The organism is Halomonas sp. PR-M31 (assembly GCF_001039575.1).
Taxonomy (GTDB): Bacteria; Pseudomonadota; Gammaproteobacteria; order Pseudomonadales; family Halomonadaceae; genus Modicisalibacter.
The window spans coordinates 74,233-89,032 of record NZ_JIBT01000011.1; the positions used below are offsets into that span (position 1 = coordinate 74,233).

A 14,800-nucleotide genomic window follows, 5' to 3' on the forward strand; every position below is an offset into this window, starting at 1 on the left:
GATTCCAACGCCAGTATGGTCGTCAAAAACCGCCTCTCCATGCACATTTAGAGAGGCGTTTTTTTGAACTCAGAAATCTGCCAGCTTCCATGCTTCATAGGCAGGCTCCTCATAAGGATGAGCGGCCTTGAGCCTGGCTACCGCATCTGCTATCACTTCATCGCTGCATACCAGCTCCACCTTTATCTCCTCCACGTGTTCCAGTTCGTCGACGCTACCGATGTGGGGTTCAGCGCCCTTGATCGGACGAAACTGTCCGCTGCCACGGGTCTGAAAGCAGCAGGCTTCATAATTGCCGATGCGCCCCGCGCCACTCAAAAAGACCGCTTCCTTGACGGCTTCAGCCGCATCGAAAGGGACGAAAAAAGCCAATTTATACATGAATTGCTCCAGAGATCGTGGGGTCTTTGAAATGCTGTTGAGAAAGAGTCGTGGTGATTTTCAAGCGCTAATTGGCCTGCGTAGCGTCAGGGATGATGGCATAATGGCGTCGGTATTTTAGGCAATGCGCCTGCAATTTTTCTTTCTGCGAACGAACGGGATATTACGATGCTCAAGTGGCTCGCAATCGTACTGACGGGTCTGTTCGTCCTGCTGCAGTATAGCCTGTGGTTTGGCGAAGGGGGGCTGCGAGAGTTGGCCCATATTCGCAGCCGAACCGACGCGCTGGCCGCAGAGAACGCCCTATCTCTAGCCAATAATCAGCGTTTGGCGGCAGAGGTCGTCGATCTCAAGAATGGGCTTGACGCCATCGATGAGCGGGCGCGTAGCGATATCGGCATGGTTCGCGAAGACGAGCAATTTTTCTGGGTACCGGATGTAGAAACTCAAGGGGCTTCATCTTCTACCGGAGGGAAGCAGTGACGGCCGAGAGATTATGGCTGATCGTGCCCGCCGCCGGTCAAGGTCAGCGTATGGGTGCCGATCGCCCCAAACAGTATCTTCCCATCGATGAAAAACCCGTTCTGGCCCATACCCTGGCACGCCTGCATCACGCTTACCCCCAGGCATCACTGTGTTTGTGTCTGGATGAAAACGATGCCTGGTTCGATCCACGCTGGGTGCCCTTCAGCGATTGGCAACGGGTTGCCGGGGGCGCCGAACGAGTGAATTCGGTGTTGCAGGCACTTGACGATTTGGCCCGCTTGGCGTCTGAAGACGATCTGGTGCTGGTGCATGATGTGGCGCGTCCCTGTGTACACCCTGATGACTTGCAGCGTCTTCTTGAAACGCTTGTCGATGAGCCTATCGGGGGGCTTCTGGCGGTACCCGTAGCGGACACCATGAAGCGTGCGGATAAAGCGGGCAGGGTGGCTACCACCGAATCTCGAGATGGGCTTTGGCATGCATTGACGCCTCAGGGGTTTCGCTATGGCCTGTTGCGCGAGGCGCTTCACAGCGCGCTCGATAACGATATTCAAGTGACCGACGAGGCATCGGCTATCGAGGCCCAAGACCTGGCGCCCCGTCTGATTGCGGGTCGGCGTGACAACCTGAAGATCACCCATCCGGAAGATCTGATGCTGGCGGCGCATATTCTAGCGGCCCAGGCGAAAGAGATCGCCAGGGGCGAGGTAGATGATTGCAATGAGTAGGAGATTGCTATGAATAGGGAACTTACATGATTCGTATCGGCCATGGATTCGATGTACATGCCTTCGGCGAAGGCGATCATCTGGTGATCGGAGGAGTGCGTATTCCCTATCGCCGCGGCTTCATCGCACATTCCGATGGAGATGTACTGATACATGCGGTATGCGATGCACTGCTCGGCGCTTGTGCCCTGGGGGATATCGGACGGCATTTTCCCGATACCGATCCGCGCTGGGCCGGCGCCGATAGTCGTGCCTTGCTGCGTCATGTGTTGAGCTTGGTAAAGGAAGCCGGCTATCGGCTGGGCAATCTGGATGCCACGGTCATCGCTCAGGCGCCCAAGCTGGCATCTCATATTGGTGCCATGAATGCCACCCTGGCAGCGGATCTGGAAGTGACCCTGGAGGCGGTCAACGTCAAGGCGACTACCAGCGAACGGCTGGGATTTACTGGTCGGGAAGAAGGAATGGCGGCAAATGCGGTGGTGGTGTTGTTCAAGCGTGACACCATGGATGTCAACTCAGAGATGATGCGGTGACCGAAACGAGCGATGCCATCTGGCCACCTGTCTGGCCTTGCGCTCATGGCGGACCGCTTACCGATGGAGATTATCGCCGGGCACCGGAGGATTTCTTCGTCGAGGAGTGTCTCGGATTCCAGCCGGAAGGTCACGGCGAGCATCTTTGGCTATGGGTGGAAAAACGCGAGTTGACCACGCTGGAACTGGCCCGACGGCTGGCCAGAGCCTGCGACGTGACGCCACGCCAGATGGGGTTTTCGGGAATGAAGGATCGGGTGGCGGTGACGCGCCAGTGGCTGTCGGTGCATCTGCCCGGACGTGAAGCACCGGCGGATCTCATCGGGCGCCTGGGGGATACGCCGGTACGGATTCTCGAGCAGCATCGTCATCCCCGCAAACTCAAGCGGGGCGTTCATCGGGCCAATCGTTTCACCCTGCGGTTGAGCGGTGCGATCGTCGATCACCCCGCTCTAGAGCCGCACTGGCAAACGCTTTGCGAACGGGGTGTACCCAACTACTTTGGGCCCCAGCGTTTCGGGCCTGACGGGCGCAACCTGTTTCGTGCAAGGGACGTTCTGCGACGCGGTTGGCGCAAACGCGACGATCGGGAAGGCATGATGCTCTCGAGCGCCCGCAGCTATCTGTTCAACGAACTGCTTGCCCGGCGGGTAGCCGAGAACAATTGGGCCACGCCCCTTGCCGGCGATGTGCTGATGCTCGACGGCAGTGCCAGTCAGTTCGTAACGCAGCAGCATGATGAAACCCTTGTAGAACGAGCCTTAAGGCTCGACCTGCATCCTACCGGCGTGCTGTGGGGTACTGGCGGCTCTCTAGCACAGCATCAAGCTGTACGCTACGAGCAGCAACTGGGCGATAAGCATGCTGATTTGTGCAAAGGGCTCGAAGGCGCCGGCGTACGCTTGGCCCGTCGAGCGCTTCGAGTCGTTCTCGGCGCGCCGACGGTGTCTCACGATGAAGACAATCTGGTCCTGGGTTTCGAGCTGCCGCGTGGGGCTTTTGCCACTGCGGTGCTACGAGAGCTGATCCGCCACCCGACGCTCATTTGATGACCGATTGAGGTTCGACGGATCGCTTATGGGCTATTTATGAACAACGAAAGCCGTTGCGACGATAAACGTCGTAACAACTTCAGGAGGAGCGATGCGCAAGCTATTGCTATCCAATGACGATGGGGTGCATGCCCCGGGCCTGCGGGCGCTCTATGACGCCTTGAACGCCCATGCACGACTGCGTGTAGTTGCGCCGGATCGGGACAAGAGCGGTGCCAGCAATTCCCTCACTCTGACTCGTCCCCTGGCACTCACGGCCCTGGACAATGGATTCTACAGCGTCGACGGGACGCCGGCGGACTGTGTCTATCTCGGGGTGAATGGGGTTTGGGACGAGAAGCCGGATCTGGTCATCTCAGGCATCAATCACGGCAGCAACCTGGGAGACGACGTACTTTATTCAGGCACCGTGGCGGCAGCATGGAGGGGCGCAACCTGGGCATGCCTGCCATTGCCATGTCCTTGGTCGGTTCGCGTCATTTCAAGACCGCGGGCCGGGTTGCCGCGAGCCTGGTGGGCGCGGCAGGATCGCTTTCACTGCCACCGCGCAGCCTGCTCAATGTCAATGTGCCGGATGTGCCCTGGGAAGAACTGCAGGGGTTTCGCGTGACCCGAATGGGGTATCGTGGGCCGGCAACACGGCCGTTGGAGGTCAAGGACCCGCGCGGGCGGGTACGCTATTGGATTGCCGCTGCGGGCGACAATGCAGACGATGGGCCGGATACCGATTTCGCGGCCATCGAGGCAGGCTATGTGTCGATTACGCCGCTGCAGACCGATTTGACCCGACACACAGCGCTCAAAGACGTGCAAGGATGGCTGGATGCGTTGTCACGAACCGGGTGAGCTCAGCGGTATCGGCATGACCTCTCAGCGAACCCGGGATCGGATGATCGCGCGGTTGGTGGATGCCGGTATCAGCAATCAACGGGTCCTGGAAATCATGGCCCGAGAACCGCGTCATTTGTTTTTGGATGAGGCGTTGTCTCATCGTGCCTATGAAGACACCTCCCTGCCCATCGGTCATGGACAAACGCTGTCTCAACCCTGGATGGTAGCGCGCATGAGTGAGCTGGTGTTAAAAGAAGAACCAACCCAGGTTCTGGAAATCGGTACCGGTTCGGGATATCAAACTCTGATTCTGTCAAGGTTGGTGAACAAGGTCTGGTCCCTTGAGCGCATCCGAGTGCATCATACTCGAGCGCGTTCTCGCCTGGCTCGTTTAGGGGCTTATAATGCCCGCTTGCGATTGAGTGATGGCGCTCATGGCTGGCCCGAGGCGGCGCCTTTCGATGTGATTTTGCTGACTGCCTGTGCAAGTGAGCTTCCTGAGGCATTATTGGCACAGTTGAGCGATACCGGCGTTCTCATTGCACCGCTGGAAGACAGTGACGGTAGCCAATGGCTGACTCGGGTGCAGCGCCACGGCAATGTTTATGAATATCAGCGGCTCGAGCAAGTGCGCTTCGTGCCGCTTCTGGAAGGGGTCATACGTTGAAACGAGCGCTGGCGCTATTTCTCAAGGGAGCTGGGATGGGCGCCGCCGATGCGGTGCCAGGAGTATCCGGAGGCACAATTGCCTTCGTGACCGGCATCTATGAAGAGCTGATTTTCACCATTCGTCGTTTCGGACCCGATGCCTTTGGTGCCTGGCGTCGACATGGCATGGCCGGGTTGATCGAACATCTTAATCTAGCGTTTCTGGTACCCTTGGTGGCAGGAATACTGGCGAGTCTGATTAGCGTGGCGCATCTGGTCACTTACTTGCTCGACGCGCATCCGGTACTGCTCAACGCCTTCTTCTTTGGGCTGGTGGCGGCCTCGGCAATCGTGGTGCGACGCCAGATCGATAGCTGGCGCTGGTGGTACCTGCTGCCGCTTGTCATCGGATTGCTATTGGCTCAAACGCTTCCCGCGGTGATGCCACTGATGGCGGGTTTCGGTGATTTGGTCCTGGTGGTGGGCGGGGCCATCGCCATCAGCGCCATGCTGCTTCCCGGCGTGTCCGGCAGTTTTTTACTACTGGCCATGGGGCTTTACGGTACGGTCATGGAAGGCATCAAGAGTTTCGATGTCGTCCTGATTCTGCAATTTGGCGCAGGCTGTGCCCTGGGCCTGTTCTTTTTCTCGCGCTTGCTTGCCTGGCTTTTTCGACATTTTCACGACCTCACGTTACAGCTTCTCGTCGGTTTCATCATAGGTTCGCTGCCTTTGCTCTGGCCTTGGCGGGAGCTGGTCAGTTATCGTCTCGGTCCCGATGAACAAATGATACCGCTCGACTATCGCTACCTGTTGCCCGGCGATTATGCGTCGCTAACGGGTGATTCGGCTCAGCTACTGCCGGGGCTTGTACTCATGGCGCTGGGGCTGCTGCTGGTATTGATGGTCGGCGAGCGCTCCCCGTTATCTTCCGAAAAGGATTGAATCCCTATGCGCAAGGCTTTTCTCGTAACCGCACTGGCGCTTGGAGTCGCTGGCTGCGCCGGACCCAATACCAGTCCCGACGTACGCGATCTGTCCGTGGCTCGGGAGGCCCAGAGTGGCGAGAGTGTAACCGTTCAACAAGGCGATACCCTATATGGCATCGCCTGGCGACAGAACATGGATTTTCGCGATCTGGCCAAGATCAATGGCATCACGCCACCGTATCGCCTGCAGCCGGGACAGGTACTGCAGCTTGATGGAAATGGACAGGCTGCTCCTGATGGTGGCCCTGCCACAACGGATCCCCGCATGGCTCAAAATGGTGTGGCCGCCGGCGCTGCAGGGGCGGCAGGGGTATCCGGTACCCAGGCGCCGGATTGGCTGGCACCGGACACCGAGGCCATCGAGCGCAACCGGCGCTTGACCAGTCGTCCCATGGAGTCCTCCTCGAATGAATCTTCCCCCCAGGCAGCCTCGGCTCAGCCTGCACGATCTTCCTCATCGAACGAACAAACGCCTGCCAATGCCGAACAAGGGCAAGGCACCGGCGGTCAAGGGCCGATCTACAATTACGGTACACCCGGGGCCGATGGGCAGTTGAGTGCCCAAGATCGTGCCGAGCGCGAGCAGTTGGCGCGTCAGCGTAACCAGGCCGCCTCGCAGCCGTCGGATCGCCAGAGTGCGGCCAGGAGCAACGAAAATGCCCAGGGCGCTTCACAAGACAACCAGCGAGGCACTCAGCAAGCCAATCAAACGGAGCGGCAACCTACAGCCAGCAATACACGGCCATCGGCTTCTTCGGAAGAAGCGACGGTTACTGGCCCGGCAGCGGACGCCGGCACGGCAGTGGCCGGCGGTGCGGATGCGCCCTCGGCCCAGCAGCGCACCTATACCCCCGTGGAAGACGTGCCCTGGCAATGGCCTGTTGAGGGGCAGCTAGTAGGCCGTTTCAGCGATGGTTCAAGTATTACCGCGGGCATTGATATCGCGGGTCAAAAGGGGCAACCTGTCAAGGCAGCGGGTCCTGGCATCGTAGTCTACGCAGGCGATGGAGTACGCGGTTACGGCAATCTAATTCTACTCAAGCATAACGATAGTTTCTTGAGTGCCTACGCTTACAACGACAGTCTCAAGGTGCGTGAAAACGACGTTGTCGAAGCCGGACAAGTGATTGCCACCATGGGCGATACCGATGCCGATGGTGTCAAGCTGCACTTCGAGGTGCGTCAGGATGGCCAGCCTCAAGACCCTCTCAAGTTTCTACCGCGACGCTAGAGGGGGAATCTCATCGCAGGAAAAGGACGATCGTCGTGCTCCCGGAGTCGGCGATCGCGCCAGGACGGGTCATAAGAACAACAGAGCCGGTCAATGACTCTTTTCCACGCAGATAACGGGGTAGTGACATGAGTATGCTTGAAAGGAATCTTCAAGAAGTTGATCTCAATGATGTGGATGACGAGGTCGAGGTCATCGTTGACGGTGTGGAGGCCAAGGAAGAGGCGGCATTTGAAAAAGCGCTGAGCCGCGAAGAAAACAACTATCATCAAAGTCTTGATGCTACTCAGATCTATCTCAATGAAATCGGTTTTTCTCCCCTACTGACACCGCAAGAAGAGGTTCATTTCGGACGCCTGGCCCAACGCGGTGACCCGGCAGGGCGTCAACGCATGATCGAATCCAACCTGCGTCTGGTGGTCAAGATCGCAAGACGCTATCTCAATCGTGGGCTATCGCTGCTCGATCTGATCGAGGAGGGCAATCTTGGCCTGATCCGGGCCGTGGAAAAGTTCGATCCGGAACGTGGCTTTCGCTTTTCGACCTACGCCACCTGGTGGATTCGCCAGACCATCGAACGCGCATTGATGAACCAGACGCGCACCATTCGTCTACCCATTCACGTGGTCAAGGAACTCAATATCTATCTGCGCGCCGCCCGGGAGTTGACCCAGAAGCTCGATCACGAAGCGACCGCCGAAGAGATTGCCGAATTTCTCGACAAGCCCGTGGGCGTGGTCAAGAAGATGCTGGGGCTCAACGAACGCATATCCTCCGTGGATTATCCGCTAGGCGGTGAAAGCGACAAGCCGCTGATCGAGACTCTGGCGGACGAAAACGAATGCGGCCCCGAATCCTCTTTGGTCAGCATCGATGTCAAGCAACATGTCGATGATTGGCTGGTGGAGCTGACCGAAAAGCAGATGGAAGTGGTCGTGCGCCGCTTTGGTCTGCATGGTCATGAAGCTTCGACCCTAGAAGAAGTCGGCGAAGAGATTGGCCTGACTCGGGAGCGGGTGCGTCAGATTCAGGTCGAGGCGCTCAAGAAGTTGCGACGGGTGCTCGAGAAGCAGAATCTGACTCTGGAAGCTATCTTCGAGTAAGCGGCAGTTCAAAGTACTGAAGATGACGAACGCGAGCCTTAGGCTCGCGTTCGTCATTCTGATTTATTCAAAGCAATGCTTCTCACATGAGTCTTGACTCGAAGCATTGATTAGCAGGGAAACATGCGTCATTGTATGTATCACTCCGCATAGGCTTAGAAAGGATAACGTCGATGCCCTCTTCAGGTGCTCTTCTTCCGCATACCCATAGATTACACCGCACGCTGCTGCCCTTAGCGGCGGCGGTCATGCTGTCTTCCCAGGTTCAGGCGGCGGATCTTATAACCATCACTCGCGACGCTCTGGAAAACAGTGCTGATCTGGCATCGTCGGTCTCGACCTACCGCAGCGTCGAGGAAGAGCGCAATGTGCAGCGGGGTGATCTGCTGCCCCAGATAGGGGCCAATGCCAGTGCCGCTCACAACAAGACCTATGAAGAAAGCTCTTTTGCCGGCTCGGCGGCAGCGGGTTCTTCTGCGGGCGGTACAGGCGGCGGCGCCTCGAGTGGTGGAACTGCAGGCGGAGGGACAGGGGCAGGTGGGGGCGCTGGCGGTCCTGGCGGCTTCTCGTCTGCAGGCAGTCCTAGTGATGACAATTACAACTCGACCAGCATTGGCGTGGAAGCCACCCAGGCAATTTTCGATGCCAGGAACTGGTTCGAACTGAAACGCGCCGAGGAGGAGATCGATCAACAGGGGTTCTCGTTGCTCAGCGACCGTCAGGAGTTGATCTCCCAGACATCCCAAGCGTATTTCGAAATACTGCGAGCCAAGGACATTCTGGAGTCCAGGATTGCTCAAGAGAAGGCCATCGGGCGCCAGCTCGAACAGGCCAGGGAGCAGTTCGAGGTGGGATTGATCGCCATTACCGACGTTCAAGAGGCGCAGGCGTCGGCGGATCTGGCTCGCGCCGAACGCATCGCGGCACGTAGCGATCTTCAGGTCAGTTTCGAACGACTCGAGCGCCTCACCGGCAAGCGTTACGACAGCATCGAGGGGCTTTCGGAGGATTTACCCATCGAAACGCCGTTGCCGGATACGCGAGAGGCTTGGACTTCTCTGGCCATGGAAAACAACCCGACGCTTCTGGCAACCCAGGCGGCGATCGACGTTGCCAATCGCAATGTGGACATTGCCCGTTCAGGGCATCTGCCCACCCTTGACGCCTTCGTGCGCTACGACTATTCCAAAACCGATATCGATTATCTGGACGGCCATAACTCCGCTGGCCAGGTAGGGCTGAGGGCTAACGTGCCCATCTTTACCGGAGGCAAGACCAGCGCCCAGGTCAATCAGGCAGGCTATCGCCTGGAAGCAAGTCAGTACGACTTCGAGTCCCAGCGCCGCGAAACCGTACAGCAGGTACGCTCACTGCTGACGGAGGTCAATAACGACGTGTCCACCGTCGAGGCCCGCCGCCAAGCTATCATTTCCAACCGCAGCGCCCTCGAGGCAACGCGCTCCGGCTACGAAGTGGGGACGCGGAACATCGTCGACGTGCTCGACGCGGAACAGAATCTTTACGATGCGCTGGCCAACTATGCAGAATCCCGCTACGACTATGTGACGGATCTGATAGAGCTGCGCCAGGCCGCCGGCGTGCTGGACGTTCGTGACATTCGTGCACTCAACGACTGGTTGAGAGAGGATTTGTCGGTCAACCTGGACTTCTCTGCGGAAGACGTTGACGACGACGCTCTCATGAACATCGGCCAGCGGCCCACCGCGCCGCAATCGCGCTAATGGCCGCCAAGGAGCCCTGAGTCGTGAGTCGTCCCTTAATCGCCAAAATAGATCTGGACGCGCTGCGCCATAATTATCTTCTGGCTCAGGGGCTTGCGCCCCACAGTCAGTCCTTGGCGGTGATCAAAGCGGATGCCTACGGCCATGGTGCCCTAGCCTGTGCTCAAGCCCTCAATGATCTGGCGCCGGCGTTTGCAGTGGCCTGTATCGAAGAAGCTCAGACATTGCGCCAGGGCGGTATCGACAAGCCCATCGTGCTATTGGAAGGGTTTTTCCAGGCCGACGAGCTGCCGCTGATCGAGTCGCTGGGATTATGGACGGCAGTTCACAGTGAATGGCAGGTCGAGGCCTTGATGGCCTATCGCCCTGACCGGCCGATACCGGTCTGGGTCAAGATGGACTCCGGCATGCATCGTCTGGGCTTTTCCGAGCAGAGTCTCGAAGGTATCTGGCGGCGTCTGCTGGATGCGCCGGATCGGGTGTGTGATTTGCATCTGATGAGCCATTTCGCCACTGCGGATGCGCTGGAGCCGCGCTATTTTCAACGTCAATTGCAGCTTTTGAACGATTGGGCAACCGCGTTGAACGCGCCTACATGCCTGGCCAATTCGCCGGCCACCTTGGCCTGGCCAGAGTCCCACGGTGCCTGGAATCGCCCAGGCATCATGCTTTACGGCAGCGATCCCCTGGAAGGCGCCAACGATGCCAGTCGCGGCCTCAGGCCGGTGATGACGCTACGCTCCGAGATCATTGCAGTGCAGGAGCTTGGCCCAGGAGAGCCGGTGGGCTATGGCGGACGCTGGATAACCCCGGCGCCTTCCAGAATCGGTGTGGTCGCAGCGGGCTATGGCGATGGCTATGATCGCCATGCCCGGGACGGCACGCCGGTATTGATCGATGGTCAGCGTAGCATGCTAGCGGGCAAGGTCTCGATGGACATGCTCACGGTGGATATCACCGGGTTGCCTGACGCGGGTATCGGCAGTCGTGTCATCCTATGGGGGAAGGATGAAAGCGGGGCAGTGCTGTCCGTAGATGAGGTGGCCCGTCATTGCGATACCATCAGCTATACCCTTCTGACCGGCCTGTTGCCGAGGGTGCCGCGCCACTATTTTGAGGATTGGAACGAAGCGGTATAAGAACCCATTTTACGATTTAGCGAGTTAGAGCCAGACGAGGCAAATTCGGGCGAAAAAACGGAGTTTACTAGTGTGAATGAGTATTTAAGACCGAATTTAACGATGTATGGCCGACACGCAGCAGATCGTAAATAGGTTCTAAGCAAACGCCTGACGTGCTCGCCTCAGCCCGCTACAATAGTCCGCTTTGACATCGGCGACAGGACAAGCGACGCGGCGCATGGCAGAGACTCCTTCCAACATTTCCTTTCTGATGCCCAATTACTGGCCCACCTGGCTTGCCATTGGCCTGATGCGTGTCGGGGCCTGGTTGCCCTGGCCCCTCAAGCTTTGGGTTGGCAAGATGATCGGTCTCATGGCCTGGCGCTTTGCCAAGCGTCGGCGCCATATCACGGAAACCAATCTTCGTCTGGCATTTCCCGAACTCGATGAGGCGCGCCATGCACGTCTTGTCCGTGAGACCTTCATTGCCAACGGTATCGGTATTCTCGAGACCGCTACCGGCTGGTGTCGCGATCCAGAGCATCTGCGCCATCGCGTCACCTTCAAAGGCGAGAGGAACATGCAGCAGGCCATGAGTCAGGGCAAGGGGGCGCTGATCATCGGCATTCATTTTTCCACGCTTGATCTAGGTGGTGCGCTGCACTCGCTGTTCTTTCCTGCGGATGTGGTATATCGACCCCACGACAATGCCCTGTTCGAGCGCTTCATGACCCGGGCGCGTCGTCATATTTTTGGTGCGGCCATCGATCGCCACGACCTGAGAGGAGTGGTGCGACGTATCAAGAATGGCCACGCGGTGTGGTACTCACCGGATCAGGACTTTGGTCGCGAAGCCAGCGTGTTTGCACCGTTTTTTGGCGTCGAAGCCGCCACCATCAAACTCACCGGCAAGATCGCTCGCATGACCGGCGCCCCGGTCATGCCTTTGATCTTTCACCGCAATCCGGATAATCGCACCTATACCCTGGAATACCTGCCGGCCCTGGAAAATTTTCCCAGCGGCAATGAAGTCGAGGACGCGGCCCGTATCAATGCGGTCATCGAAGCGGCGATTCGACGTCATCCAGCGCAGTATCTGTGGCTGCATCGGCGCTTCAAGACACGACCGCCAGGAGAGCCGGGCGTTTATTGATAGCTAGCAATGATTGAAAAAAGGAAAACGCATGGATGCGAACATAGGCGTCGTCGCCCTGGCCGTACTGGCCTTCGGACTGCTGGCCGGTCGTCTGCAAGGCACTCCCATTACCCTACCCATGGTGTTCACTACCGCCGGCATTCTCCTGGGCCCCGGGCTTCTGGGCATCCTTCATTTCGATGTTGAAAACGAGACCATCAGCGTTCTTGCCGAGGCCACTCTGGTAGTGGTGCTGTTCACCGATGCCTCGCGGATGGACGTGCGCACGGTGTGGAAAGAACACAGTCTGGCCCTGCGCCTGTTGGGATTTGGTTTGCCGCTAGCGATAGTGATCGGCACCGGAGTGGGGTGGCTGTTGCTGCCAGGGCTTACTATTGGCGCGATTGCGCTACTCGCCGCGACTCTGGCACCCACGGATGCCGCCCTGGGCCAGGCCTTCGTCAGCAACAATGCGGTGCCCAAGCGCATTCGCCAGACCTTGAACGTGGAAAGCGGCCTCAATGACGGTCTGGCAGTGCCTTTCATCACCGTGCTACTCGATGTGGCACGACACGACACCGGCTCCCTGGGGGGCTATGTGGTGCTGTTCGTTTCCCTGGTCGGTATTGGCATGGCGGTAGGAGGATTGACCGGCTGGCTTGGAGGGCGCGTGCTTGAGTGGAGTGCCGATCGAGACTGGACTACGGATACGACTCAGCGTCTGGCGACCATTGCCCTGGCGGTCATCGCCTATGCCGGCGCGGAATGGCTCGGAGGCAACGGCTTCGTGGCCGCCTTCAGCGCCGGGATTGCAGTGGGTACCTCGGCACGCTCGCTGTTGCCTCGTACCACTGGCTTTGCGGAAGCGGAAGGTCAGCTGCTGACGCTCATCACGTTCTTGCTGTTTGGCTCTATCATTGCGGTCAATGTTTTATCGGATGTCAGCTGGCAGATCATTGCCTACGCCCTGGCCAGCCTGCTGATCGTGCGCCCCTTGGCGGTAGCCATTTCTTTATGGGGAAGCGGTCTGGCGCCGGCAAGCATCGGTTTTATCGGCTGGGGCGGGCCACGGGGATTGGCGTCGATCGTGTACGCAGTGCTGATCGCAGAAGCCACCGGAGTGCCCGGTGCCCATATCGTCTTCGTCGTAGCGGCCTGGACCATTTTACTGAGTATCTATTTGCACGGTTTCTCCGCGGCGCCCTTGAGTCGTCGCTACGGCCACTATGTGGATCAGGCAAAGCATCAAAACGCGCCAGAGCATCAGAAGACGACGGAGCTCCCTCTCTCCCTGCCGACACGGCATCACGAGTAGCACTCGTCAAGGTTGAGGAACGGGCAGCAGCGTCGGCAAATCCAGGCGGTGCTCGCCGTTATTCAAGCGCTCGTTGATGAATTGACGATCCAGACTGTCTCGGGCAAGTCCTTCGAGGGCGCCAATGACGCGTTGCGCATGGGCCTGGAGCGCATCGAGCTCCACCGTTCCGGCGTACAAGGATAACGTTTTTAGCGCCTGCAATAGCGCCATATTGATGCTCAGATCCTCCTTGCCATAGGTGAAGATAGGCGAAAATACCCGGTACAGCAGGCTATCGAAGCGTTCCTCGTGCCAGGTCACTCGCGTATGGCCTTTTTCGTCGGTGAGCATGTTGCAAGGGGTGAGGTTGAGCCGTCGGGTCAAAAGTCCGGTCAATTGATGAATGCACAGCCGCGCAGTGCCCGGATCATTGATGCCCGGTGACAATGCCTTGATGGCGATTTCCATTAGTTGGGTCAGTCCATCTCGATAAATATCGCCGGGGGATTCGCCCTGAACGTAGACCAACTCACCCAACAGCGATGCCCGCCATTTATCACCAGGCGGCTCGGGGCTTTCGACCTTGAATAAAGGGAAATCCTTGACGGTGTAGTCGCCAAAGGAAAAGTTGATGTGCACGACCCCGTCGATACGCTCGGCAAGCTTGGCCACCGCCTCGAGATCCAACTGCTGAATATAACCGCTGTAGTTGGAGAGGACCGCATGGCTTGCATCGTCGATGATCGGAGAGGTGCCCGAGTAGCGCCAGCGCTCGGAATCCTCTCGGGATTCAAGACGCGCAAGCGCACTGCGGGTTTCATCGTAAAGACCTGCGGTGATTGCGTTTATCTGCACCGATTGGGAGACGTTATGAATGAAGAAAACGAACAGACCCAGGCAGTGCATCACCATGATCACACCCAGATAGATGCCCAGAGAGCGCCATAGGCTTGGGACTTCTCCTTTCAACGGCACGGTCAGCAGGATGAGGATGAACAGGATAGTGCCAAGATAATGGCCCAAGACCCGCTGATAGGGGCGCTCGGATACCAGGCCAAACACGAGCTTGTGGGAAAAGTTGTTGCCGGCCTGGGACAGCACCGTCATGACCATGGAAAAGCTGAATACCATCAGCGAGATCATGCCGGCGATCAGGGTGGACAGCAGGGCGCTGGCAGTTCCCTGCTCCTTAAACTTGAGCCAATCGAGAAAATCCGGCAAGGCGGCTGGATCGACGTAGGGCACGACGATGCCGAGTGCCAGCGCAAAATAGATCAACCCAAGCAGGCTGGGTAAAAAAGCAATGCTGTAGCGAAAGTTCTTCAGAATCTGCAACGGATTGGTGCTTTTGGAAGGCATGGTTATTCCTTTTAGGCGCAATATTATTGTGATTTCGCCCGCGGCACAGATGAAAAAGGCTTCTTCCCGATATCGAGAAGAAGCCATATCTAGGCGAACAGTCTAGGGCCTGTTGACGTTTCATCGCGAACCGCGTTGCTGCATCAAAAAGTGTCAGTCAA

General features: G+C 57.9%; 14 protein-coding genes and 1 pseudogene. 13 read left to right on the plus strand and 2 right to left on the minus strand.

The window, feature by feature from the left end; genetic code table 11:
- Positions 1 to 69: 69 nt before the first annotated feature.
- Positions 70 to 381: an NGG1p interacting factor 3 protein, NIF3 gene (locus CH74_RS04260; RefSeq protein WP_048306219.1), complete on the minus strand. Its 312-nt coding sequence runs from the start codon at positions 379 to 381 to the stop codon at positions 70 to 72.
- Positions 382 to 549: 168 nt separating this feature from the next.
- On the opposite strand from CH74_RS04260, the gene CH74_RS04265 reads away from it, so the two are divergent.
- The 13 genes and pseudogenes from CH74_RS04265 (at position 550) to CH74_RS04325 (ending at position 13,298) form a co-directional block, all read left to right on the plus strand.
- On the plus strand, positions 550 to 864 hold the full coding sequence (locus tag CH74_RS04265) for a septum formation initiator family protein (protein WP_048306220.1): 315 nt from the start codon (positions 550 to 552) through the stop codon (positions 862 to 864).
- A 50-nt stretch (positions 865 to 914) separates the two neighbouring features.
- Positions 915 to 1,595, plus strand: a complete 681-nt coding sequence (gene ispD / locus CH74_RS04270) for a 2-C-methyl-D-erythritol 4-phosphate cytidylyltransferase (RefSeq protein WP_048306245.1) — start codon at positions 915 to 917, stop codon at positions 1,593 to 1,595.
- A gap of 26 nt (positions 1,596 to 1,621) precedes the next feature.
- Positions 1,622 to 2,131, plus strand: a complete 510-nt coding sequence (ispF, locus tag CH74_RS04275) for a 2-C-methyl-D-erythritol 2,4-cyclodiphosphate synthase (protein ID WP_172656300.1) — start codon at positions 1,622 to 1,624, stop codon at positions 2,129 to 2,131.
- Positions 2,128 to 3,180, plus strand: coding sequence for a tRNA pseudouridine(13) synthase TruD (gene truD / locus CH74_RS04280; RefSeq protein ID WP_048306221.1), 1,053 nt, complete (start codon positions 2,128 to 2,130; stop codon positions 3,178 to 3,180). Before ispF ends, truD begins: the two co-directional genes overlap by 4 nt.
- Positions 3,181 to 3,274: 94 nt before the next feature.
- A pseudogene (surE, locus tag CH74_RS04285) lies at positions 3,275 to 4,029 on the plus strand (5'/3'-nucleotidase SurE).
- On the plus strand, positions 4,007 to 4,681 hold the full coding sequence (locus tag CH74_RS04290) for a protein-L-isoaspartate(D-aspartate) O-methyltransferase (protein WP_048306222.1): 675 nt from the start codon (positions 4,007 to 4,009) through the stop codon (positions 4,679 to 4,681). Before surE ends, CH74_RS04290 begins: the two are co-directional and overlap by 23 nt.
- Positions 4,678 to 5,607, plus strand: a complete 930-nt coding sequence (locus tag CH74_RS04295) for a DUF368 domain-containing protein (protein ID WP_048306223.1) — start codon at positions 4,678 to 4,680, stop codon at positions 5,605 to 5,607. Before CH74_RS04290 ends, CH74_RS04295 begins: the two co-directional genes overlap by 4 nt.
- A 6-nt stretch (positions 5,608 to 5,613) precedes the next feature.
- Entirely contained in the window at positions 5,614 to 6,882 is a 1,269-nt protein-coding gene (locus tag CH74_RS04300; protein ID WP_048306224.1) for a peptidoglycan DD-metalloendopeptidase family protein, read from the plus strand.
- Between the two features lie 128 nt (positions 6,883 to 7,010).
- Complete coding sequence (gene rpoS / locus CH74_RS04305; RefSeq protein ID WP_048306225.1) at positions 7,011 to 7,985, plus strand: RNA polymerase sigma factor RpoS; 975 nt, start codon at positions 7,011 to 7,013, stop codon at positions 7,983 to 7,985.
- Positions 7,986 to 8,158: 173 nt separating this feature from the next.
- The gene (locus tag CH74_RS04310) at positions 8,159 to 9,727 is read left to right on the plus strand and encodes a TolC family outer membrane protein (RefSeq protein ID WP_048306226.1); all 1,569 of its coding nucleotides are present in this window, start codon (positions 8,159 to 8,161) and stop codon (positions 9,725 to 9,727) included.
- A gap of 23 nt (positions 9,728 to 9,750) precedes the next feature.
- On the plus strand, positions 9,751 to 10,866 hold the full coding sequence (gene alr / locus CH74_RS04315) for an alanine racemase (RefSeq protein WP_048306227.1): 1,116 nt from the start codon (positions 9,751 to 9,753) through the stop codon (positions 10,864 to 10,866).
- A gap of 220 nt (positions 10,867 to 11,086) precedes the next feature.
- The gene (gene lpxL / locus CH74_RS04320) at positions 11,087 to 12,001 is read left to right on the plus strand and encodes an LpxL/LpxP family Kdo(2)-lipid IV(A) lauroyl/palmitoleoyl acyltransferase (RefSeq protein ID WP_048306228.1); all 915 of its coding nucleotides are present in this window, start codon (positions 11,087 to 11,089) and stop codon (positions 11,999 to 12,001) included.
- Positions 12,002 to 12,032: 31 nt separating this feature from the next.
- Positions 12,033 to 13,298, plus strand: coding sequence for a sodium:proton antiporter (locus CH74_RS04325; RefSeq protein ID WP_048306229.1), 1,266 nt, complete (start codon positions 12,033 to 12,035; stop codon positions 13,296 to 13,298).
- Positions 13,299 to 13,304: 6 nt separating this feature from the next.
- On the opposite strand, the gene CH74_RS04330 is transcribed toward CH74_RS04325, so the two are convergent.
- Positions 13,305 to 14,639 (minus strand): DUF2254 domain-containing protein, encoded by a 1,335-nt coding sequence (locus CH74_RS04330; RefSeq protein WP_048306230.1) that lies wholly within the window; start codon positions 14,637 to 14,639, stop codon positions 13,305 to 13,307.
- Positions 14,640 to 14,800: the final 161 nt, after the last annotated feature.

Excerpts from the sequence above, each read along its gene's own strand:
- CH74_RS04260 (WP_048306219.1), bottom strand. The coding sequence starts at position 381 with ATGTATAAATTGGCTTTTTTCGTCCCTTTCGATGCGGCTGAAGCCGTC.
- CH74_RS04265 (WP_048306220.1), top strand. The coding sequence starts at position 550 with ATGCTCAAGTGGCTCGCAATCGTACTGACGGGTCTGTTCGTCCTGCTG.
- ispD (WP_048306245.1), top strand. The coding sequence starts at position 915 with ATGGGTGCCGATCGCCCCAAACAGTATCTTCCCATCGATGAAAAACCC.
- ispF (WP_172656300.1), top strand. The coding sequence starts at position 1,622 with ATGATTCGTATCGGCCATGGATTCGATGTACATGCCTTCGGCGAAGGC.
- CH74_RS04290 (WP_048306222.1), top strand. The coding sequence starts at position 4,007 with ATGCGTTGTCACGAACCGGGTGAGCTCAGCGGTATCGGCATGACCTCT.
- CH74_RS04300 (WP_048306224.1), top strand. The coding sequence starts at position 5,614 with ATGCGCAAGGCTTTTCTCGTAACCGCACTGGCGCTTGGAGTCGCTGGC.
- rpoS (WP_048306225.1), top strand. The coding sequence starts at position 7,011 with ATGAGTATGCTTGAAAGGAATCTTCAAGAAGTTGATCTCAATGATGTG.
- CH74_RS04310 (WP_048306226.1), top strand. The coding sequence starts at position 8,159 with ATGCCCTCTTCAGGTGCTCTTCTTCCGCATACCCATAGATTACACCGC.
- lpxL (WP_048306228.1), top strand. The coding sequence starts at position 11,087 with ATGGCAGAGACTCCTTCCAACATTTCCTTTCTGATGCCCAATTACTGG.
- CH74_RS04325 (WP_048306229.1), top strand. The coding sequence starts at position 12,033 with ATGGATGCGAACATAGGCGTCGTCGCCCTGGCCGTACTGGCCTTCGGA.
- CH74_RS04330 (WP_048306230.1), bottom strand. The coding sequence starts at position 14,639 with ATGCCTTCCAAAAGCACCAATCCGTTGCAGATTCTGAAGAACTTTCGC.